Genomic DNA, 23,070 nt, shown 5'->3' with positions numbered 1-23,070 from the left:
ATAAATTGTTTGGTAGTTGCGAAGGTCGGATTTTTTTTAGAAGTATTAATTATGAAGAACTGAATAATAGTGAAATTTTGAATGTGTTTTATTATTACATTTATAACCGTTTTTATCATTATAAGTTTTTATGAAAAATATTTTAGTTCCTGTAGGGCATTCGAAAAATATTGAAAGTCATTTACAGTATGCTGTAGATTTTGCTCATGCTTTTGGAGCACGTTTGTATGTTGTACAAGTGTATGGTATGCGAGTAAAATCTGGGACTTTAGGTAAAACAGATGATGTTTTAGAACGTGAGAGTTTATCTTATTTAAATAATTTATTGGCTAAGATTGAGACGAAGGAGGTTGATATTGTCGTTAAGAGTTTTAAAGGCAAATTAATACCTACTTTAGAGCTAATTTGTAAAACAGCTGATGTCGATTTAATGCTCGTGGAGCCGAGATCAAATGCTATTAAGGAGGCTGTTTTTTTAGGAAAAATATCTGGTAAGATTATTAAGAAGACTAATATTCCGTCGTTAATTGTACCAGAGAGTTATGTGTTTAAGCCAATGACCAATGTATTGGTTGCTGTAAAATCGGCTATAATAAAAAAGGAACAAGCGTTAGTGCCTTTAAAACAAATTCAAAATCAGTTTAAAGCTGTGGTCAATTTATTATTAGTAAAAACACCATTTTTTAAAGAAGGAGATTTTAAGGTACATAGTTCCTTGTCGTCACTAATAACCGAAACTGTTTTTACAGAAAACCCGACCACGTTTCATGGTGTTTTACAACACTGTAATTCGCATGAACCGGACTTACTTTGTGTATTTAGACGAAAGCGCGGATTTTTTGCTAAAATGTGGGAAAAAAATGTAATTTTGAAAAAGGATTTTTATAGCCCATTTCCAGTGTTGGTTTTAAAGGGCGTAAAATAAATTATAATGGGGATGTAGCTCAGTTGGCTAGAGTGCTTGACTGGCAGTCAAGAGGTCGTGGGTTCGAATCCCATCTTCTCCACTAGTGTTAATAAGGGTTTCGAGCAATCGGAGCCTTTTTTTTGTGAATTACTTGTTCTACGTTGTCAAAATATAAATCCCAAATAATTGAGAAGCAATATTATTAAAATCTACCATTTTGTATAACTCAAGTAATAATCCTTTTTGCTTGGTGTTTCTTCAATTGGAATAATTATACAATTAAATCTCGTATTATACCATAATCTTTTCAAAGAGGATTATAATGTAGTTTATTATCACGTGTACCTTAGGTTGCAAATTAGACAAATGTAAGCAATAAGTAGAATTAAGCCTTTATTTTTGCAAGTATAGTTAAAGGGATTAATAATAATGTAATTAAATTATTCTGAATAACTTGTATATTTTATGAAGTATTTTCAATAGTAGTGAGTGTTATTTGTCGAATATGTAAATTTTCATTTGTTTTTTATTTAAGAAAATTTTAACTTTAAGAAGATCTCTCAAATCAACCTACTATGAAATATGCTTTACTATTACTATTTCCGATAATATTTTATTTTCCCAAGGAGGAAGAATCCATTTATAATGAAACGTTCTGTTCAGGTGCCACCTTAGATATTTCCTCTAAAAATACTTTAAATTCTATGCGTGTTGCAGATTCTTTATTTATGTACTCCGAGAGTACTCAAGATAAAATGCATGCGTTAATGCTAAAGAGTGTTATTTTAGAACAGGAAGAGAAAAGAGGGGCTTCCATAGATTTTGCGTTAAAATCTTTAGAATTGGCTAAACTCAAAAATAATTATTGTTTACAATCAAGAATTTATACCTTTTTATCTAGACAATACAGAAGTGTGGGATTTGTAGATAAGGGTAAATATTTAATCGCAGAAAGTTTTGTTGCAAGTTCGAAGATACAGAATAAGGAACATGCCATAAAATATATTACAATGGCTAATCTTGAGTTGCTAGAATATAGTATTGAAGCTAAAGAATGTACGGGCGCTGTCGAGTATTTAAAATCTGCCATTGTAGTATTAAGCAAGGAGAAAGATGAAAATATAAAGTATTTTGATTTAGCTCACTGTGAAGAAAAATTAGCAAGATGTTTCATTATTTTGGAGGATAATAATTCTGCGCTTAATCATTATTCTAAAGCAAAATCGTTTATTGAACGTACTACGCTGGCAGAACCTTTATTGGAATCTAATATATATAATGGGATGCTTGGAGTCTATTTAGAGCAGAAGCAGTTAGACAGTTCCAAGGTGTATGTCGAGAAAAGTCTACGGATGGTTGCCAAAAAATATAATAATATTATAAAAGAAGAAGTTTATAAAAACATTACAGAATATTATCAGCAGATTAAAATTGCTGATAGCTTTAAATTGTATAGCTATAAATATATAGCTGTTATTAGACAGAATAAGAACTATTCAAGACGTCTAATAAATAAAGCATCTAATGAATTTAAAAAGTTACCGAAGGATATTCGCATTCACGAACCTTCTAGTTCTAGTAATGTTATATTTTCTATATTTTTTATATTAATACCTTCCTTTTGTGCTTATTATAATAGGAAAAAAGTGTTTAAGTATGTAAATGGAGTATTTAATAGTAAAGCAAAAAAAGTTTCAGGTGTCACGTGTACAATTAAAACAGAAAAAATACTTATAGAAAAACTAGAAGATTTCGAAGCTTCGAATCGTTTTTTAGATAAAAACATGTCTTTAGCTATTTTAGTTGCGCAGCTTAATTCAAATACAAAATACCTTAGGCAAGTGCTTAAAGATCAAAAAGGTTTAGATTTTAATACTTATATAAATAGATTACGAATTATGTATATAGTAAATAAGTTAAATACCAATTCCGATTATTTAAATTATAAAATAAGTTACTTGGCGAAAGAGTGTGGTTTTTCATCACATAGTAAATTTTCTACCAATTTTAAGAAATTCACTAAATATTCGCCTTCATATTATATCAACAATTTGAAAAATAAAATAAATTAATTTCGTTAACTTATTAGATTTAGATTAAAAAAAAGCTATAATAAGTACGTTGTTTTTTCCCTATAGTTATTTTCTGTTCTATTATTTTTTAGGACCAGTATTTCTAAAAAAAAACAAGAATATTTAGTTGTCTTTATAGGCTTATAAAGCAAGGTGTTTTATGTTGTGTTTCCTCTTCGGATGTCTAAATAAATTAGAGAATGTTATAATCGATTCAATTTTCCTAGAAAGAAAATGAATCGATTTTTTTTATGCTGTGTAAGAAAAATATTATTCGAATTCATATTTCCTTTTTAGAAATCTTATACTTTTTTATTTTCAATATTCTTTTGTCATTTAATCTATTTCTTAATAGACCAGTTTTTTAACACGTCGTGTTGAATCATTCTGTTTTATTCTTGAATCGTTTTTTCGGTGCTCTTTTTCATGGTTATAAATTGAGTATTAGCTTTTAAATTCTTAAAAACATAATAACTTCTTGTATTTTAACTTGTTGATTATTAGGGTTTTATTTTTTTAATCCTATCTGTTTTCGGGAAAATAGCTAAACGTTTAATTTTTAGCACAATATTTTAATAATACATTGTGGATACGGTTTTTACGCTTAGTAAAATGTGTTTAATAGCTTTTAATCTATTAAATATATCTTCTTTTTCAACGAAGAACCTGTAAAAGCAATACGTTAAAATAACTCAGATTTTATGAAAAAAATTTTACTATTACTCATTTTATTTACGGCTCATGTTACCTACTCTCAAGTAGGGATTGGTACAGATATGCCAAATTCGTCGACGCAGTTAGAAATTGTATCTAGTAATAAGGGGGTTTTAATACCACAAGTACCTTTAACTAGTCTAACAGATCAAACTACTATTTCTGCAGGAAATATTGAAAGTTTGTTGGTTTATAATACAAATACATCCACAGGAATAAGTCCAGGATATTATTATTGGTATCAAGATCGTTGGGTGAAATTCTTAGGAAAGCAGGATTTACCAGATAACATTGTTTATTGGGATGTGGTTAATAATCAGTATTCTTATATTGATGAGAATGGAGATGTCCAAATTATAACAAATAGTAATGTGGAAACATTAACCTTTCTTAGTCTTAACGAAGATGGAAAATCTTTAGAGTATAAAGATGAAAATGGAGATGTTACTGCATTAGATATGACTAATCTAGTTAAGAATCTTGAAACTATAACAACCATAGTTGATAATGGAGATGGTACAATAACTTATTTCAATGAAAATAATGATCAAATAGTTATTGATTTAGCCAGTGGTCCGGCAGGATTAGATGGTGTTGGAATTACTTCTACAGTAGATAATGGAAATGGCACATTTACTATACTATATTCAGATGGATCTATATTTACAACTTCAGATTTAACAGGTGAGAAAGGAATTGCTGGTTCAGATGGGGCTTCAGCTTTTGAGATTGCAGTAGCCGGTGGATTTACAGGTACAGAAGCAGATTGGTTAGCGTCATTAAGCGGTGTTGACGGAGCAGACGGGAACGATGGAAGTAACGGTACTGATGGATCAGATGGCTCTTCTGCATATGAGATAGCAGTTGCTGGAGGATTTACAGGAACAGAAGCAGATTGGTTGGCGTCACTAAACGGAGCAGATGGTGCTGACGGAAGTAATGGTACTGACGGTTCAGACGGTTCTTCAGCATTTGAAATAGCAGTAGCAGGAGGATTTACAGGAACGGAAGCGGATTGGTTAGCATCACTAAACGGTACTGATGGTTCAGATGGAGCTTCAGCTTTTGAGGTTGCAGTAGCTGGTGGATTTACGGGAACCGAAACAGCTTGGTTAGCATCATTAAACGGAGTTGACGGAGCAGACGGGAACGATGGAACAGACGGTTCTTCAGCATTTGAAATAGCAGTAGCAGGAGGATTTACAGGAACAGAATCAGATTGGTTGGCGTCATTAAACGGTTGACGGAGCAGACGGGAACGATGGAACAGACGGTTCTTCAGCATTTGAAATAGCAGTAGCAGGAGGATTTACAGGAACAGAATCAGATTGGTTGGCGTCATTAAACGGTGCAGATGGTGCCGATGGAACCAACGGTACTGATGGAATAGATGGAACGGATGGTTCTTCAGCCTATGAAATAGCAGTAGCCGGAGGATTCACAGGAACGGAATCAGATTGGTTAGCGTCATTGAATGGAGCAGATGGTGCCGATGGAAGTAACGGTACTGATGGAAACGATGGTTCAGATGGCTCTTCGGCATATGAGATTGCAGTAGCTGGTGGATTTACGGGAACCGAAACAGCTTGGTTAGCATCATTAAACGGAGTTGACGGAGCAGACGGGAACGATGGAACAGACGGTTCTTCAGCATTTGAAATAGCAGTAGCCGGAGGATTTACAGGAACAGAATCAGATTGGTTGGCGTCATTAAACGGTGCAGATGGTGCCGATGGAACCAACGGTACTGATGGAATAGATGGAACGGATGGTTCTTCAGCCTATGAAATAGCAGTAGCCGGAGGATTCACAGGAACGGAATCAGATTGGTTAGCATCACTAAACGGTGCTGATGGAGCAGATGGAAGTAATGGAGTAGATGGAGATTGCAGTAGCTGGTGGATTTACGGGAACCGAAACAGCTTGGTTAGCATTGCAGTAGCCGGTGGATTTACAGGTACAGAAGCAGATTGGTTAGCGTCATTAAACGGAGCTGATGGAACAGATGGGTCTTCAGCCTATGAAATTGCAGTAGCTGCAGGATTTACAGGAACAGAAACAGCTTGGTTGGCATCTCTAAACGGTGCTGATGGAGCAGATGGAAGTAATGGCTCTTCAGCCTATGAGATTGCAGTAGCCGGAGGATTTACAGGAACGGAAGCGGATTGGTTAGCGTCATTAAACGGTGCTGATGGTGCCGATGGAAGTAACGGTACTGATGGAAATGATGGTTCAGATGGCTCTTCAGCATTTGAGATTGCAGTAGCCGGTGGATTTACAGGAACAGAAGCGGATTGGTTAGCATCATTAAACGGAGCAGATGGTACTAATGGAAACGATGGATCAGACGGTTCTTCAGCTTTTGAGATTGCAGTAGCTGGTGGATTTACGGGAACCGAAACAGCTTGGTTAGCATCATTAAACGGAGTTGACGGAGCAGACGGGAACGATGGAACAGACGGTTCTTCAGCTTTTGAGATTGCAGTAGCCGGAGGATTTACAGGAACAGAATCAGATTGGTTGGCGTCATTAAACGGAGCTGATGGAACAGATGGGTCTTCAGCCTATGAAATTGCAGTAGCTGCAGGATTTACAGGAACAGAAACAGCTTGGTTGGCATCTCTAAACGGTGCTGATGGAGCAGATGGAAGTAATGGAACTAATGGCTCTTCAGCCTATGAGATTGCAGTAGCCGGAGGATTTACAGGAACGGAAGCGGATTGGTTAGCGTCATTAAACGGTGCTGATGGTGCCGATGGAAGTAACGGTACTGATGGAAATGATGGTTCAGATGGCTCTTCAGCATTTGAGATTGCAGTAGCCGGTGGATTTACAGGAACAGAAGCGGATTGGTTAGCATCATTAAACGGAGCAGATGGTACTAATGGAAACGATGGATCAGACGGTTCTTCAGCATTTGAGATTGCAGTAGCCGGTGGATTTACAGGAACAGAAGCGGATTGGTTAGCATCATTAAACGGAGCAGATGGTACTGATGGAAATGATGGTTCAGATGGCTTTTCAGCATTTGAGATTGCAGTAGCCGGTGGATTTACAGGAACAGAAGCGGATTGGTTAGCATCATTAAACGGAGCAGATGGTACTAATGGAAACGATGGATCAGACGGTTCTTCAGCTTTTGAGATTGCAGTAGCCGGAGGATTTACAGGAACAGAAGCAGATTGGTTAGCGTCACTAAACGGTGCTGATGGAGCAGATGGAAGTAACGGTACGGATGGAAACGATGGTTCAGACGGGGCTTCCGCATATGATATAGCAGTAGCTGGTGGATTTACAGGAACCGAAACAGCTTGGTTAGCATCATTAAACGGAGCAGACGGGAACGATGGAACAGACGGTTCTTCAGCATTTGAAATAGCAGTAGCCGGAGGATTTCCAGGAACAGAATCGGATTGGTTAGCGTCACTAAACGGTGCTGATGGAGCAGACGGAAGTAATGGTACTGATGGAAACGATGGTTCAGACGGAGCTTCAGCCTATGAGATTGCAGTAGCCGGAGGATTTACAGGAACAGAAGCAGTTTGGTTAGCGTCACTAAACGGAGCAGATGGTACTGATGGAAATGATGGTTCAGATGGCTCTTCAGCATTTGAGATTGCAGTAGCCGGTGGATTTACAGGAACAGAAGCGGATTGGTTAGCATCATTAAACGGAGCAGATGGTACTAATGGAAACGATGGATCAGACGGTTCTTCAGCTTTTGAGATTGCAGTAGCCGGAGGATTTACAGGAACAGAAGCAGATTGGTTAGCGTCACTAAACGGTGCTGATGGAGCAGATGGAAGTAACGGTACGGATGGAAACGATGGTTCAGACGGGGCTTCCGCATATGATATAGCAGTAGCTGGTGGATTTACAGGAACCGAAACAGCTTGGTTAGCATCATTAAACGGAGCAGACGGGAACGATGGAACAGACGGTTCTTCAGCATTTGAAATAGCAGTAGCCGGAGGATTTACAGGAACAGAATCGGATTGGTTAGCGTCACTAAACGGTGCTGATGGAGCAGACGGAAGTAATGGTACTGATGGAAACGATGGTTCAGACGGAGCTTCAGCCTATGAGATTGCAGTAGCCGGAGGATTTACAGGAACAGAAGCAGTTTGGTTAGCGTCACTAAACGGTGCTGATGGAGCAGATGGAAGTAATGGTACTGATGGAACTAATGGCTCTTCAGCCTATGAGATTGCAGTAGCTGGAGGATTTACAGGAACAGAAGCGGATTGGTTGGCGTCGCTAAACGGTGCTGACGGAGCCGATGGAAGTAATGGTTCTGATGGATCAGACGGTTCTTCAGCTTTTGAGATTGCAGTAGCCGGAGGATTTACGGGAACAGAAGTAGCTTGGTTAGCATCATTGAATGGAGCCGATGGCTCTTCTGCATATGAGATAGCAGTTGCTGGAGGATTTACAGGAACGGAAGCGGATTGGTTAACGTCACTAAACGGTGCTGATGGAGCAGATGGAAGTAATGGTAATGATGGAGTAGATGGAACTAATGGCTCTTCAGCCTATGAGATTGCAGTAGCAGGAGGATTTACAGGAACGGAAGCAGATTGGTTAGCGTCATTAAATGGAGCAGATGGTGATTCAGCATATGAAGTAGCAGTAACAGCTGGATTTACAGGAACAGAAGCAGATTGGTTAGCTTCATTAAACGGTGCAGATGGAGCAGACGGAAGTAATGGTACGGATGGAATAGATGGTTCAGATGGGGCTTCAGCATATGAGATAGCAGTTGCTGGAGGATTTACTGGAACAGAATCGGATTGGTTAGCGTCTCTAAACGGAGCTGATGGATCAGATGGCTCTTCAGCCTATGAAATAGCCGTAGCAGGAGGATTTTTAGGAACAGAAGCAGCTTGGTTAGCGTCATTAAACGGAGCTAATGGAACAGATGGCTCTTCAGCATATGAGATAGCAGTTGCTGGAGGATTTACTGGAACGGAAGCGGATTGGTTAACTTCATTAAATGGAGTTGACGGAGCAGATGGTTCTGATGGAACAAATGGAATAGATGGATCAGACGGTTCTTCAGCTTTTGAGATTGCAGTAGCCGGAGGATTTACGGGAACAGAAGTAGCTTGGTTAGCATCATTGAATGGAGCCGATGGCTCTTCTGCATATGAGATAGCAGTTGCTGGAGGATTTACAGGAACGGAAGCGGATTGGTTAACGTCACTAAACGGTGCTGATGGAGCAGATGGAAGTAATGGTAATGATGGAGTAGATGGAACTAATGGCTCTTCAGCCTATGAGATTGCAGTAGCAGGAGGATTTACAGGAACGGAAGCAGATTGGTTAGCGTCATTAAATGGAGCAGATGGTGATTCAGCATATGAAGTAGCAGTAACAGCTGGATTTACAGGAACAGAAGCAGATTGGTTAGCTTCATTAAACGGTGCAGATGGAGCAGACGGAAGTAATGGTACGGATGGAATAGATGGTTCAGATGGGGCTTCAGCATATGAGATAGCAGTTGCTGGAGGATTTACTGGAACAGAATCGGATTGGTTAGCGTCTCTAAACGGAGCTGATGGATCAGATGGCTCTTCAGCCTATGAAATAGCCGTAGCAGGAGGATTTTTAGGAACAGAAGCAGCTTGGTTAGCGTCATTAAACGGAGCTAATGGAACAGATGGCTCTTCAGCATATGAGATAGCAGTTGCTGGAGGATTTACTGGAACGGAAGCGGATTGGTTAACTTCATTAAATGGAGTTGACGGAGCAGATGGTTCTGATGGAACAAATGGAATAGATGGATCAGACGGTTCTTCAGCTTTTGAGATTGCAGTAGCCGGAGGATTTACGGGAACAGAAGTAGCTTGGTTAGCATCATTGAATGGAGCCGATGGCTCTTCTGCATATGAGATAGCAGTTGCTGGAGGATTTACAGGAACGGAAGCGGATTGGTTAACGTCACTAAACGGTGCTGATGGAGCAGATGGAAGTAATGGTAATGATGGAGTAGATGGAACTAATGGCTCTTCAGCCTATGAGATTGCAGTAGCAGGAGGATTTACAGGAACGGAAGCAGATTGGTTAGCGTCATTAAATGGAGCAGATGGTGATTCAGCATATGAAGTAGCAGTAACAGCTGGATTTACAGGAACAGAAGCAGATTGGTTAGCTTCATTAAACGGTGCAGATGGAGCAGACGGAAGTAATGGTACGGATGGAATAGATGGTTCAGATGGGGCTTCAGCATATGAGATAGCAGTTGCTGGAGGATTTACTGGAACAGAATCGGATTGGTTAGCGTCTCTAAACGGAGCTGATGGATCAGATGGCTCTTCAGCCTATGAAATAGCCGTAGCAGGAGGATTTTTAGGAACAGAAGCAGCTTGGTTAGCGTCATTAAACGGAGCTAATGGAACAGATGGCTCTTCAGCATATGAGATAGCAGTTGCTGGAGGATTTACAGGAACAGAAGCGGATTGGTTAGCGTCATTAAACGGTGTTGACGGAGCAGATGGAAGTAATGGTACTGATGGAAACGATGGTTCAGACGGGGCTTCAGCCTATGAAATAGCCGTTGCAGGAGGATTCACAGGAACGGAAGCAGTTTGGTTAGCGTCACTAAACGGTGCTGATGGAGCAGATGGAACCAACGGTACTGATGGTTCAGATGGCTCTTCAGCCTATGAAATAGCCGTGTCCGGAGGATTCACAGGAACGGAAGCAGTTTGGTTAGCGTCATTAAATGGAGCTGACGGAGCCGATGGAAGTAATGGTTCTGATGGATCAGACGGTTCTTCAGCCTATGAAATAGCAGTAGCCGGAGGATTTACAGGAACAGAAGCAGATTGGTTAGCGTCACTAAACGGAGCTGATGGAGCAGATGGAAGTAATGGTGTAGGAATTACAGGAACTGCAGATAATGGAGATGGTACTTTTACAATTACGTATTCAGATAACTCAACATTTACTACCGCAGATTTAACAGGGCCAGCAGGAGCCTCTGCAGATGTTTTAAAGTCATTTGTAAAATATAATGTTACAAGTGGATATAATTTATTAAGTGTTAGCCTCCTTAATGGTTATAGTGTTACTAATTTCCCGTCCAGTGGAGAGGAATTTGATGAAAATTCTGAGTATGATGCAAGTACATCAACTTTTACAGCTAAGCAGGATGGGATTTATGAAGTATATGTTCAGGCTAATTCAAAAGGGGCTGTTAGTGCAGCAGAATTTGGAGTAGGGATTTTTAAAGAAGACGGAACTTCAGGCAGTATAAGTTTACTGGCTGAGGATAGATATCTTAGTGTGAATGTTAGTGTGTTAACTATTGATTTAGATGTCTCTCCTCCAACACGATCTACACAAACTTTAGTTAAACTTAATGCAGGAGATAAAATTAAATTTGGAACTTATGTACCATTACTTGCAGCTGGTGTATTGAATGGTTTTGAATCCCAGTTCTCAATACATCAAGTAAAGTAAAAGAGGTTTTTAATTAGTAGTCTGATTTATTTTAAAAAGTAATTTATAACAGACAATTGTAATATCCTGAGGATAGCAATAACAAGAAGCTGTTGTTGTCCTCAGGGAAATCTAGAAGAAAGAAAAAGAGTTGTTTTCTTTTAAAATAAATCAGACTCATTAATAATTAAATATTTAGACACATGAAAAAATATTTATTACAAATAAGCATTTTATTACTCCTTACTTATGGCATGCTAGCGCAGACTTCTAATATAGGTGTATTGTATGTAAGTGAAAATACACAGTTCTCCACGGTGTCTCAATTTGATAATTTAAGTCAAGGAACATTTAATAACGATGGAGAAACTTATGTATACGATCATTTTAATAACGATGGTGCTTTAGATTTTTATGAGAACACAGGGATAATAAAATTTATAGGTTCCAAAACTCAGAATATAAGCGGGAGTCAAGTTAGTTATTTACATAATGTTTTGTTTTATAACAGTAGTAGCGCAAACCCATTTCATGTATCAGGTGAAATAAATATTAGTGGAACTACAGATTTTTACGAAGGCGTTGTTGATAACGATAATTTTGGTGGGCAAATTACATTTAACACGAATGGAAATCACATCAATACTTCTAATGTTAGTCATGTAGATGGACCTGTAAATAAAATTGGAGATCAGGAATTTACATTTCCTATTGGAGATGGTGGCTATTATAGGTTAGCTGGTATATCTGCCCCAGAAAATTCTAGTGCTTTCTTTAAAGGAAAGTATTATTATGAAAGTTCTAATGATTTGTTTTCACACGAGCTTAAGTCTGAAGATATATTAGAGGTAAATAGTCAAGAATATTGGACTATAGATCGGGTTAATGATAACTCTGTAGACGGCTTAATTACATTGTCTTGGAGTGCTGTTACAACCCCAAATACATTGGTTGAAGCGGCTACACAAGAAGCGCTAACGATTGTAAGATGGGACGAGTCTAGTAATATATGGATCGATGAAGGAGGTGTTGTAGATCCCAATAACCAAACAATAACAACAGCCACAACTAATTATGGTGTTTTTACACTTGGACGCCTAAAAACTGAATCTGAATTGCCTTGTACTCTAGTTGTTTACAATTATGTGTCTCCAAACGGAGATGGTAAAAATGATTATTTCGAGGTAGAAAAAACAGACGATACATGTGCAAGAGAGCTTACGCTTCAAGTTTTTAATAGATGGGGTGTTAAGGTTTATGAAATGAATAATTATGGTGAAGATGGCCGTTTGTTTAATGGCCGTTCTTCTGGAAGATTAACAGTAAAAGATTCTGATGTGTTACCTGCTAGTACATATTACTATATTTTAAAATATAAGTATGGCAATGAGGCAGATAACACCTCTCATAAAAAAGCAGGTTTCTTATACTTAAGCGATAACTAATATGAATAAAATTAGAATGACTTCAAAAAAAGAAAATATATCTGTTTTAGTGTTGTTGTTGTTGAGTCTGTTTTTTATGACTCCTAAACTACATGCGCAACAAGATTCGCAATACACACAATACATGTATAATACGGTCTCTATTAATCCTGCTTATGCAGGGTCTAGAGAATCATTAAGTATGTTGGGGATTTATAGAAACCAGTGGGTTGGTTTAGATGGAGCTCCTGAAACACTAAATTTTTCAGCACATTCTCCTATCGGAATTAAAGGTGTTGGTATTGGTGTTGGGTTTTTAAGCGATAAAATAGGCCCTACTTCAGAAGACCTACTTTCGGTAGACTTTTCTTATACTATAAATTTAGCTAACGAATTAAAATTAGCCTTTGGTATTAAAGGTGGTATATCTATGTGGAATTTAGACCCTACTAAATTAAATATCCATAATCAGAACGACGTTACTCTAGATCAACAAAGTCATAATTCCCCAATAGTTGGTACAGGTTTATATCTATATTCTGATAAATGGTATGTAGGGTTATCCACTCCTAATTTTTTAGAAACTACACATTATGACGATATACAAGCATCTACATTTACAGAACGAGCGCATTTATATTTAATAGGGGGATATGTTTTTAAAATGAATTCAGGATTAAAATTGAAGCCTGCATTTTTAGTTAAATCTGTTACAGGTTCTCCCTTGGCCCTAGACTTGTCTTTAAATGCTCTTATCAATAACGGCTTAACAATAGGTTTTTCTTATAGGTTAGATGCAGCGGTTAGTGTGCTGGCAGGTTTTCAGTTAACCGACACAATTATGATAGGCTATGCATATGATTACGATACTACCGAATTAGGAAATTATAACGATGGATCTCATGAGATACTTTTACGATTTGAATTAGGTACCAGACGAAGTGGAATAGTAAACCCTAGATTCTTTTAATTAAAAAAATAAATTAATGAAAAATAAGATATCTATATATAGTTTCTTTTGGGTGTTTTTAGCCATGGTTACTGTGACGGCCGTTAATGGGCAAGAAAAGAAATTAATTCAGGCAAATCAGAATTATGAAAAATTAAGTTTCATAAATGCTCAAAAAATCTATTTATCAGTTGCTGAAAATGGACATAAGTCTGAAGAGTTGTATGCCAAACTTGCTAATAGTTATTATTTTAATGCACAATACGGGCAAGCTGTAAAATGGTATGATAGTTTGTTCTCTATGGTTCAGGTGCCCAAGGAAAGTGTTAATAATTTACGATATGCTCAGACATTAAAAGCTACAGGGAAACCTGAACAAGCCATGGAGTATTTCAATATTTTTACAAGAGAAAATGATTTAGAATCGGGGACTTTATTAGCTGAAGATTATTTGAGGTTAATGGATAAAAATTCAGGCAGATATGATTTAGAGCCAATCAGAAAAATTTACAATGACAATAAAATTACTTTTGGAAATGTATTAGTAAAGGATGCCTTATATTATTCGTCTACTAAAGATTCTTACAAAATATTAAATGATAAAAGTGGTTGGGATGGTCTTAGTTTTTTATCGTTGTACGAAGTTAGGCTAGATTCTTCAAACCAAGCTATTAACGAGCCTAGAATGCTTAAAGGCAACATAAATGGCAAATTTCATGAATCTTCTCCTGTGTTTACAAAAGATAATAATACTATGTATTTTACAAGCAGTAGCATACCTTCTGATGATGATATAGATGATTATAAGTTGAAAATTTATAAATCTGTAAAGATTAATAATAAGTGGCAAAAAGCCGTAGAGTTATCAATTAATAGCGACAATTTTTCAACGGCCAATCCAACTTTAAATGCTGAAGGAACTAAACTATATTTTTCATCGGACCGTCCAGGTGGTTATGGCGAATCAGATATTTATATGTCTACAATTTCTCCAGGAGGAGATTTAGGAGAACCAGTAAATCTAGGGTCGGAAGTAAATACAGAAGGCAAGGAGACTTTTCCTTTTATAACCACTCTTGATGAGCTTTATTTCTCATCAGACGGACATTTTGGCTTTGGAGGATTAGATGTTTTTTACATCAAGATTTTAGATAATCATTACGGAAACTTATTAAATGTCGGAGAACCTGTAAACTCTTATGCAGACGATTTTGCATTTGGAATAGATTTAACAACACGTAGAGGATTTATAAGTTCTAATCGATCTACTAAAGCCGGGGAATTTGTTTACGATAATATATATACGTTTAAAGAAAATGCCCCAATAGTAGATGTATATCTTTCTATAATAGAAGGATATGTAACCGATAAACAATCTAAAAAACCTATTGAAGATGTTAGGGTAAGTCTAAGGGATTCCGATGGACTGGTGTTACAGGAAGTCTTTACTAATGAAAATGGGTTTTATACGGTAGAAACGAATACGTATACATCGTATTTTCTGAAATCGGAGAAAGCGCGCTATGATGCAGATGAACATATCTCTAAAATAAATTTAGATCATCAAGAAATTAATTTTCAATTGCAACCAAATATAGTAGATCTTGTTCCTGAAATAGATTTGGCTAAGGTTTTAAATATTCCAGTAATCTATTTCGATTATAATCAGTCCAATATTCGAGATGATGCAGAAGTCGAGTTGCAAAAAATACTGGTGACTTTAAATACTTACCCTGATTTAAAGATCGAAATACGATCTTATACCGATAGTCGAGGTGACGATGATTACAATATGAAACTGTCTTCCAGACGAGCACAATCTACTCGTGATTATTTGGTAAGTAAAAACATTGATAGCAATAGGATAACTGCAAAAGGTTTTGGAGAAACGGTATTAATAAATAAATGTTCTAATGGAGTGAAGTGTTCTAGTTTTGAACATCAGCAAAACAGAAGAAGTGAATTTATAGTGACCAAATAAGTTTAATTACCCTCTTTTTTAGATAGTCTTGTACATATTATGGTAGATTAATTACGAAAAAAATCTCCTTGAGTTTTATAGATTAATAGCACTTTAAAAGAGGGATTTAAATCTTAAGCCAAAACAATTTTTTCTTTTTAATTATAAAAAAGATTACGTTGTTAATGAGTTTAAGGACGTTTTGCCGGTAACCTATTAAAATAAAACTGATTTAATTCGTCTGAATTACTTTCAATAAGATCTAGTTTATTATCACCATTTAAGTCGAACATTAAAATATCGTATGTACTAAAATCTTGATTATTTAATTGCATTTTCTCCCAAGACCTTGCATGAGCGGAGTTAATAAAAACAGTGTTTGGGGCACCTACATTACCTATCGCAATATCTGTATTACCATCATCATTTAAGTCGCCAATAGATACGGCATACGATTTATCTGAGCTCGTGTCGAATATTACTTTGCGCCCGTATGTTCCTTTTTCATTTCCGAAATAAATAACATTAGGCTCGCCAATATTTGCTGTTATAATATCCTTGAAACCATCGTTGTCAATATCTGTAACAGCTACAGATCTTGTAGCATCGTTACCTGTTCCGTAAGGTGTTTTTATATTAAAGTTTAGATTCCCATCATTTAAATATACATAGTTGGGTTGATCGTCTCTATTTGCTAAAATAAGATCTAAATGTCCGTCACTATTCATATCGGCAACCTCGACATCTATAGTCGAATCTTTTTTGCTTCCAAATCCAATAACTTCTGTAAATACTCCATGTCCGTTATTAAAACAAATTTCGTTTTCACTGCCTCTATTGGTAATTAAAATATCTAAATCGGTATCGTTATCTATATCGGCAACAACAATATTTCTTGTCGGTCCGTATTTTGCACCAAAACTAGTGCCTTTAGTAAAATTCCCTTTACCGTCGTTTATAAAAATATAATTCGGCGCCATATCGTTTCCTACCGCGATATCTAAATATCCATCACCATTAAAATCTGCAAGCTCTGTTGCGTAACTGGTTTCTTGTTCTAAACCTAAGTGTTTTGAAACCGTAAACATGCCACGGCCATTGTTTATAAAGATTTTATTCTGTCCTGGCCAGTGCCTACCATTCGCAATAACAACATCTAAATCGCCATCGCTATCTATATCGCCAATGCCCATAGAAGCGGTACGCTCTTTATGGACTCCTAAAATGGTTCTACTATTATTAAAGAAGCTTGATTTCTGAGCATGAACCGAAAGCATGTAACTAGAAAAAAGTGCCAAGAGAATGTATTTCATGATTTCTCTATTATTTTAAAAAATCTAATACCGTATTAACCACTTCTTGAAGCTGAATGGATAATTGGTCCTGATTCCAAGGATGAGACGTTTCAAATACATGATTAGCGCCTGCAATAATTTTTAATTTGCTATCTGGATTCCATTGGTGCAAATTGTAAGCTTCCTCAATTTTAACACTGGAATCGTTATCGCCATGAATAATAAGATGCGGAATTTTTAACTGTGACGTCGCACGCTCTATATTTAACCGATTCTCGTGAGCTTTAAAATCTTCGAAAAACTGATAATAATGGGGCATGTTTTGTTTTGTTCTTCCATTTACTACATATTCTACACCGTTGGTTTTCCATTGTTTTAGGGCGTCTCCACTAGACATTCTAGAGGCATAATCGCTAACACCGGCTAAACTAATTACGCTTGTAATTCGTGGGTCTTCTTCGGCTTTTATGGTTACAATACCACCACCACGACTGTGACCAATTAAAGAGATGTTATCGGTGTTTACTTCTGTATTGTAATCAGTACTGTTTGTAATCCAGTCGATTACCGATTTTAAATCGTCTAATTCTTTGGTGTAATTATTCTGACCAAAGGCTTCTAAATCTGGAAAATCTATGGGTTGCTCTGGTGTGCCACCATTATGTGAGAAATTAAATTTTATAAAAAAGTAACCTGCTTTAGCAAAGGCCTCACCCATGAGGTTCCAAGCGCCCCAATCTTTAAACCCTTTGTAGCCATGACAAAAAATAATTATGGGTTTAAGTAAATTGTTTTTGGTATAACATACATCTGTTAAAATGGGCTTCCCGTGTTTGCCTTGAAGTGGTATATTTAAATGGTGTGTCATGTTAAAAAGAGTGGTTTGTATTCAAAAAAAATCTCATCTAAAGTTAAAACTTTTAGAGAGACTCAGCTAAGTATAAAACAAAAAAAAGAGTGAGGTAACCAGCCCCACTCTTACAAACAAACTAACTAATTGACATAGTTTAACTAACTATCTAATTAAAATTAAAACTATATTTTGAAGTGTTCAACGTAATTTCTTCCGTTTGCACTAATGAATACTTTGTAATGACCTGCACGTTTTTCAGATAAGCTGTATATACGTTGGATACTAGCTTCGTCAGATATTTTTTCAGTATAAATTAATTCATCATTTGAATAACTATCGTTAGATGAATAATAAATATTTACTGATACCTCTTCTTTATCTAAATCTAATTGTGTTAAATACACAGCATTATTTTTAAATTTTACAGAAGGCTTAAAAATGCTTCTTTCTTCTTCTCTGTTAAAAGTAACTTCTTCGTTAGATACAGTAAAAGGAATAATTTTAATCTCTAATCCTTTTTCATGTTCGAAAGAATAGTCACCATTAGGTAAAGCTGTTAAATCGAATGTGTTATTGTAAGCTCCTGAAGTTGAAATTGTAGACTTGTATAATGCAATTCCGTACTCATCTTTAATAGATAGTAACTGACCTGCTTTTACGTGGTTAAGCGTTAATGTAATTTCTGATTTTTTTCTGCTATCTACGTTAGATAAATTGTCGTTCGCATAACTAGATATTCCAGTTACCATTGCAAACATATAAATACTAAGGGCTAATAATTTTCTCATAATAATAAAATTTTGTAACTTAATTACATGGCAAAGATATGGTGGAAGGAGACGATGGAAAACAACGATATTGGCTACTTTATGTGCTATATTAACTGTGATATAAATGTTAAGAAATTGTAAAGGTAAAATAGTATATTTTAGAGCTAATTATACACATACTATCCCATATACATTTTGTATTTTTGTAATACAAATGTGAAATACGAATGAAATTAAAACCAACATATAGAAAAGTAACGCCAAGTTTTGGTAGCTCGTTGGTTGTTAGGCAACATACTCAAGAAGCGCATACTAATAAGCCTTTTTGGCACTTCCATCCTGAACTAGAATTAGTTTATGTTAATAAAGGAAAAGGAAAACGTCATATAGGAAATCATTTATCATACTTTAATAATAGTCAGCTTATACTAATAGGTTCTAATTTACCTCATAATGGTTTTGCAGATCGACTAACCGCTCGCGGTTCTGAAACCATTGTACAATTCTTACCAAATTTTTTAGGAGAACAATTTTTAAAACTTCCAGAAACAGAACGTATTGCCATGCTATTCGAACGCGCAAAGAAGGGCGTGCTTTTTAAACCAGAAACAAAATTAATTGTTGGGCCTAAGATTGAAACCTTAATGGAGTACCAAGGCTTTAATCGCGTTCTGAAATTATTAGAAATATTGAATGATTTAGCAGTCTCTGAGCATTATAGCTTATTAAATGTAGACGGTGTTGCTTTTGAAACCGAACCACAAGATAGCGCTAAGGTTGATGTTATTTTTAGATATATAAATAACAACTTTCAGAGGCATATTAGTTTAGAAGATATTGCCGATCAGGCAAACATGACTGTTCCTGCATTTTGCCGATTCTTTAAAAAAGCAACAGGAAAGACATTTACCAAATTAGTAAACGAATACCGTGTGGTACACGCCACTAAATTATTACAGGAAAGCGAAATGAGTATTACCGATATTTGCTTTGAATGCGGATTTAATAACTTCTCGCATTTTAATAAATTCTTTAATGAAATTACAGGAACGAGCGCTTCTAAGTACAGAAGTGAAATGACTCGTATTATTCAATAAGTTTAATTGAATACCAGTATAAAAAGTAAACCCTTCAAAATTAATGTGTTTGAAGGGTTTTTTCTTATTTAAAGTTAAACAATTAGTTTAGTCTTTCTTTTTGTCTTTTTTCGGTTGCTTCTTTAATTCCTCTAATGTGATTTGTCCGTTAGAATCGGCATCGATTTTGGCAAAGTTTTTTTCTAAAGTTTTAGCGTCGACTTCTTTTTTTCGTTTTACAGATTTAAACTCTTCTAAAGATATGGTGCCATTTTTATCTGTATCCATGCGCTCTAGCATTTTTTCAGGATTTGGCTCTCTTTTTTTATCTTGTGCTTGCGCAGAAAATGATACCGCGAAAAATGCTAAGCTTAGCATGGCGAATGTTAATGTTTTTAATTTCATCTTATTTGGTTTTAAAGGTTATTGATATAATACCTTAAGACCATAAAAAAATGAAATAGTTTAACCTGAAATAAAATATTTGTAATGTTATATCTTTTGAAATATTGAGGGTTACATCGCAGTAGGTTTACTTCTCACCATTCCATTCGGCGTAAAACTGATCTAGAAATGCAATCATAAAATCGTGGCGTTGAGTTGCGATGTGTTTCCCCGTTTCTGTATTCATCTTGTCTTTTAAAAGTAGAAGCTTTTCATAAAAATGATTAATTGTAGGCGCGTTAGATGCTTTATATGCCGCTTTTGTCATATTTAGATTAGGTGCAATCTCAGGGTTGTAAAGTGCACGGTTTTTAAAGCCTCCATAATTAAAGGTTCTGGCAATTCCAATGGCACCAATAGCATCTAATCGGTCGGCATCTTGCACCACATTTAATTCGGGTGAAGAAAACGTCGCTTTAAAATTCCCGCCTTTATAAGATATGTTTTCTATAATATTAATCACATGCTGAATGGTTTCCTCGTCAACTTCAATCGTTTTTAAAAACTCAGAGGCTACTTTTGGGCCAACAGTTTCATCGCCATCATGAAATTTACTATCGGCTATATCGTGAAGTAACGCACCAAGTTCTACAACAAATAGATTTACATCTTCGGTTTTGGCAATTAATTTCGAGTTTTTATAAACCCGCTCTATATGAAACCAATCGTGGCCTCCTTCGGCACCTTCTAATTTTTCTTTTACAAAATTAATTGTAGTCTGTATTTGTAGGTCTTTCGTCATAGCTATAAAAGTAAAAATTCCTAACTGAGACAGAAAGGAATTTTTGTGTTATATAAAGGTATAAGTCGATTTATAATTTAGCAGGCTCTACCCATTTAAATTCGAACGAATTTTCAGGGACTTTCATACGCTCTGCAATACGTGTCATTCTGCTTGGAAGTTTAATAAGGTAATCTCTTGCCTTTTCAGCTTCGTCTGTTAAGCCGGTAACTTTTTCAATTTCCCAACGTTTAAGTAACTTCTCAAGAATATCTATATAATCCATAGATGTATACACGCCAATACGCTGTGCGGTATTCGAAAATTCTTCGAAAGCCGAACTTATTTGTCCGCCAGATTCTCTTAAAAAGTGCGCTGGCATTGTAATTTTTTGTTTCATCATGTAGTGAAACGCCATCATCATTTGGCTAGGATCTACTGCAAAAATACGCTCTACAAATTCGCTATAGGCGTTATGGTGTCTCATTTCGTCTCCCGAAATAATTCTACACATTTTGCTTAGTTGTTTGTTGCCGCGTTCTTTAGCTAGTTTAGCTACACGGTTATGAGAAATGTATGTGGCAAGTTCTTGGAAACTTGTATACACGAAGTTTTTATACGGGTCGCGGTCTGTACCAATATCAAAACCATCAGCAATTAAATGCTGTGTTGTTTTCTCTATCTCACGCATATTTACACGTCCAGAAAGATAAAGGTATTTGTTAAGCACATCGCCGTGGCGGTTTTCTTCACCTGTCCAGTGACGTACCCATTTAGACCAACCGTTACGTTCTATTTGTCCAACACCTTCTACATCCATTAACCAGGATTCGTAGGTTGGTAAGGCCTCTTCGGTAATCATATCTCCAACTAAAACTACCCAGAAATCGTAAGGTAAATCTTTAGCTAACTCTCTTATTTCTTTTACTTCGTCAAAAAACTTTGGACTTTCAGAATCTGGTAAGAAATCTGTTGGTTGCCAAATAGTTTCAATCGGAATTAAATACTTTTCTATTAAAGCGTCTACGTCTTTTTCTAAGAACTGCATCACTTCTAACCTTACATTTTTTAATGACATAATGTTAAGTTTTAATGGTTTATACTTTGTGTTACAGTGTGTTCAATTTCGTCAATTAAAGTGTCTGTAGTGCCTGTAAAGGTAGATAAATTTATGGGTTTATGAATAGTTAATGTAATATGAGCCCCTAATCCCATAGGAAATTTACCGTATTTTAACGTTTTCCATGAATTATTTATGGTTAACGGCACTACGGTTGCATTAGGTATGTTTTTTATTAAAGTTTGTAAACCATGACGTTGAAACCGTTTTGGGTGCCCATTTTTACTTCGTGTACCTTCAGGGAAAATAACTGCAGCATAGTTGTTTTCTTTTATAAAAGCAGAAAAATCATATATGGCACGAATCGCTTGCCTTGGGTTTTTCCTGTCGATTAATGCAGAGCCACCATGGCGTAAATTATAAGATACACTAGGTATGCCCGAACCCAATTCTTTTTTGCTAATAAATTTTGGGCGGTACTGTCTCATATACCAAAGTATTGGCGAAATGTCGTACATACTTTGGTGATTAGATACTATTATTAACGGAGCATCCTTTGGGATCTCGTTATCAAAATTGTTGGTGAATGTAAAACGGGTGCCAAGAATATTTAAGCAACGCAACAATACAAATTGTAAGGCATTTACACTATGTTGTAATGCATTGTAGCCAAACACACGGTGGCTAATCCATAATATAGGATGAAAAATACATATCGATAATAAAAACGCAAGAGCATATAATGCTGTTAGTGGATACGCTAGAATTTTCATTAATTGGAGCTTACAGGTTTTGTTTGGTGGCAAATTTAAGATATAAAAAAACCACGCCAAAAGCGTGGTTTATATTTTTTTACAAAATCCGACTTAACATACTTGGTTAAAAGCATCTTTAAGATTGTCTGCAATCATTTCTGCAGGACGACCTTCAATATGGTGACGCTCTAACATGTGTACTAATTCGCCATCCTTAAATAAAGCAATACAAGGAGAACTTGGAGGAAAAGGAATCATATAACCTCTTGCTGCATCTACAGCCTCTTTATCTACACCTGCAAAAACAGTTACTAAATGGTCTGGTTTTTTATCGTTTTGTATACTCATGCTTGCGCCTGGACGTGCATTCGCTGCAGCACAACCACATACAGAATTTACAACGACTAAAGTTGTTCCTTCTTTTGCTATCGCTGCATCTACAGCCTCGGCAGTGTGTAATTCTTCAAAACCAACTTTGGTTAAATCTTCACGCATTGGTTTTACTAATTCTGCTGGGTACATAGTTTTAAATTTTTGTTTATAAATAAAGCACAAATATACATAATTAAAACAGAACCCCTTATTACTTTAACGTAACCTAAAGAAGCCGGGCTTTGTAATCTCTTG

16 protein-coding genes and 1 tRNA gene are annotated in these 23,070 nt (G+C 36.2%); 9 read left to right on the top strand and 8 right to left on the bottom strand.

The genetic code is table 11. The features are described 5' to 3' along the window. The first annotated feature begins 130 nt into the window (after positions 1-130). From ACKC83_RS04420 to ACKC83_RS04385, 8 genes are all read left to right on the top strand, one after another. Complete coding sequence (locus tag ACKC83_RS04420; RefSeq protein ID WP_434037149.1) at positions 131-925, top strand: universal stress protein; 795 nt, start codon at positions 131-133, stop codon at positions 923-925. Positions 926-933: 8 nt separating this feature from the next. After that, positions 934-1,007 (top strand) — tRNA-Ala (locus ACKC83_RS04415). Between the two features lie 475 nt (positions 1,008-1,482). After that, a complete protein-coding gene (locus ACKC83_RS04410; protein WP_434037148.1) occupies positions 1,483-2,979 on the top strand; it encodes a helix-turn-helix domain-containing protein in 1,497 nt (498 codons plus the stop codon). A gap of 701 nt (positions 2,980-3,680) precedes the next feature. Beyond that, positions 3,681-4,937 (top strand): hypothetical protein, encoded by a 1,257-nt coding sequence (locus ACKC83_RS04405; RefSeq protein WP_434037147.1) that lies wholly within the window; start codon positions 3,681-3,683, stop codon positions 4,935-4,937. Positions 4,938-5,025: 88 nt separating this feature from the next. After that, complete coding sequence (locus ACKC83_RS04400; RefSeq protein ID WP_434037146.1) at positions 5,026-11,157, top strand: hypothetical protein; 6,132 nt, start codon at positions 5,026-5,028, stop codon at positions 11,155-11,157. A 182-nt stretch (positions 11,158-11,339) separates the two neighbouring features. Then, the gene (locus tag ACKC83_RS04395) at positions 11,340-12,581 is read left to right on the top strand and encodes a gliding motility-associated C-terminal domain-containing protein (RefSeq protein WP_434037145.1); all 1,242 of its coding nucleotides are present in this window, start codon (positions 11,340-11,342) and stop codon (positions 12,579-12,581) included. A 1-nt stretch (position 12,582) separates the two neighbouring features. Beyond that, a complete protein-coding gene (locus ACKC83_RS04390) occupies positions 12,583-13,530 on the top strand; it encodes a PorP/SprF family type IX secretion system membrane protein (protein WP_434037144.1) in 948 nt (315 codons plus the stop codon). A 16-nt stretch (positions 13,531-13,546) separates the two neighbouring features. After that, positions 13,547-15,490: an OmpA family protein gene (locus tag ACKC83_RS04385; protein WP_434037143.1), complete on the top strand. Its 1,944-nt coding sequence runs from the start codon at positions 13,547-13,549 to the stop codon at positions 15,488-15,490. Between the two features lie 170 nt (positions 15,491-15,660). Here the strand turns inward: ACKC83_RS04385 and ACKC83_RS04380 are convergent, their stop codons facing one another. The 3 genes from ACKC83_RS04380 to ACKC83_RS04370 all read right to left on the bottom strand — a co-directional run bounded on the left by ACKC83_RS04380 (position 15,661) and on the right by ACKC83_RS04370 (position 18,405). Next, positions 15,661-16,782: an FG-GAP repeat domain-containing protein gene (locus tag ACKC83_RS04380; RefSeq protein ID WP_434037142.1), complete on the bottom strand. Its 1,122-nt coding sequence runs from the start codon at positions 16,780-16,782 to the stop codon at positions 15,661-15,663. 10 nt (positions 16,783-16,792) lie between these two features. Beyond that, positions 16,793-17,632 carry an alpha/beta hydrolase family protein gene (locus ACKC83_RS04375; RefSeq protein ID WP_434037141.1) on the bottom strand — a complete coding sequence of 280 codons (840 nt, stop codon included), beginning with the start codon at positions 17,630-17,632 and terminating at the stop codon, positions 16,793-16,795. A gap of 167 nt (positions 17,633-17,799) precedes the next feature. Continuing rightward, positions 17,800-18,405 (bottom strand): hypothetical protein, encoded by a 606-nt coding sequence (locus tag ACKC83_RS04370; protein ID WP_434037140.1) that lies wholly within the window; start codon positions 18,403-18,405, stop codon positions 17,800-17,802. A 209-nt stretch (positions 18,406-18,614) separates the two neighbouring features. Here ACKC83_RS04370 and ACKC83_RS04365 point away from each other — a divergent pair, with 209 nt between their 5' ends. Then, positions 18,615-19,484: an AraC family transcriptional regulator gene (locus ACKC83_RS04365; protein WP_414036442.1), complete on the top strand. Its 870-nt coding sequence runs from the start codon at positions 18,615-18,617 to the stop codon at positions 19,482-19,484. An 87-nt stretch (positions 19,485-19,571) separates the two neighbouring features. On the opposite strand, the gene ACKC83_RS04360 is transcribed toward ACKC83_RS04365, so the two are convergent. The 5 genes from ACKC83_RS04360 to ACKC83_RS04340 all read right to left on the bottom strand — a co-directional run bounded on the left by ACKC83_RS04360 (position 19,572) and on the right by ACKC83_RS04340 (position 22,965). Further along, on the bottom strand, positions 19,572-19,868 hold the full coding sequence (locus ACKC83_RS04360; protein ID WP_434037139.1) for an EF-hand domain-containing protein: 297 nt from the start codon (positions 19,866-19,868) through the stop codon (positions 19,572-19,574). A gap of 127 nt (positions 19,869-19,995) precedes the next feature. Continuing rightward, positions 19,996-20,649, bottom strand: coding sequence for an HD domain-containing protein (locus ACKC83_RS04355; protein WP_434037138.1), 654 nt, complete (start codon positions 20,647-20,649; stop codon positions 19,996-19,998). Positions 20,650-20,719: 70 nt separating this feature from the next. Continuing rightward, positions 20,720-21,706, bottom strand: coding sequence for an acyl-ACP desaturase (locus ACKC83_RS04350; protein ID WP_414036445.1), 987 nt, complete (start codon positions 21,704-21,706; stop codon positions 20,720-20,722). Positions 21,707-21,717: 11 nt separating this feature from the next. Beyond that, complete coding sequence (locus ACKC83_RS04345; RefSeq protein WP_414036446.1) at positions 21,718-22,461, bottom strand: lysophospholipid acyltransferase family protein; 744 nt, start codon at positions 22,459-22,461, stop codon at positions 21,718-21,720. 93 nt (positions 22,462-22,554) lie between these two features. Then, positions 22,555-22,965: a BrxA/BrxB family bacilliredoxin gene (locus ACKC83_RS04340; RefSeq protein ID WP_038526087.1), complete on the bottom strand. Its 411-nt coding sequence runs from the start codon at positions 22,963-22,965 to the stop codon at positions 22,555-22,557. Between the last annotated feature and the right edge of the window lie 105 nt (positions 22,966-23,070).

The sequence above is a fragment of the Formosa bonchosmolovskayae genome, from assembly GCF_051016085.1.
Taxonomy (GTDB): domain Bacteria; phylum Bacteroidota; class Bacteroidia; order Flavobacteriales; family Flavobacteriaceae; genus Formosa.
This window is presented reverse-complemented; position numbering and strand designations above follow the sequence as displayed.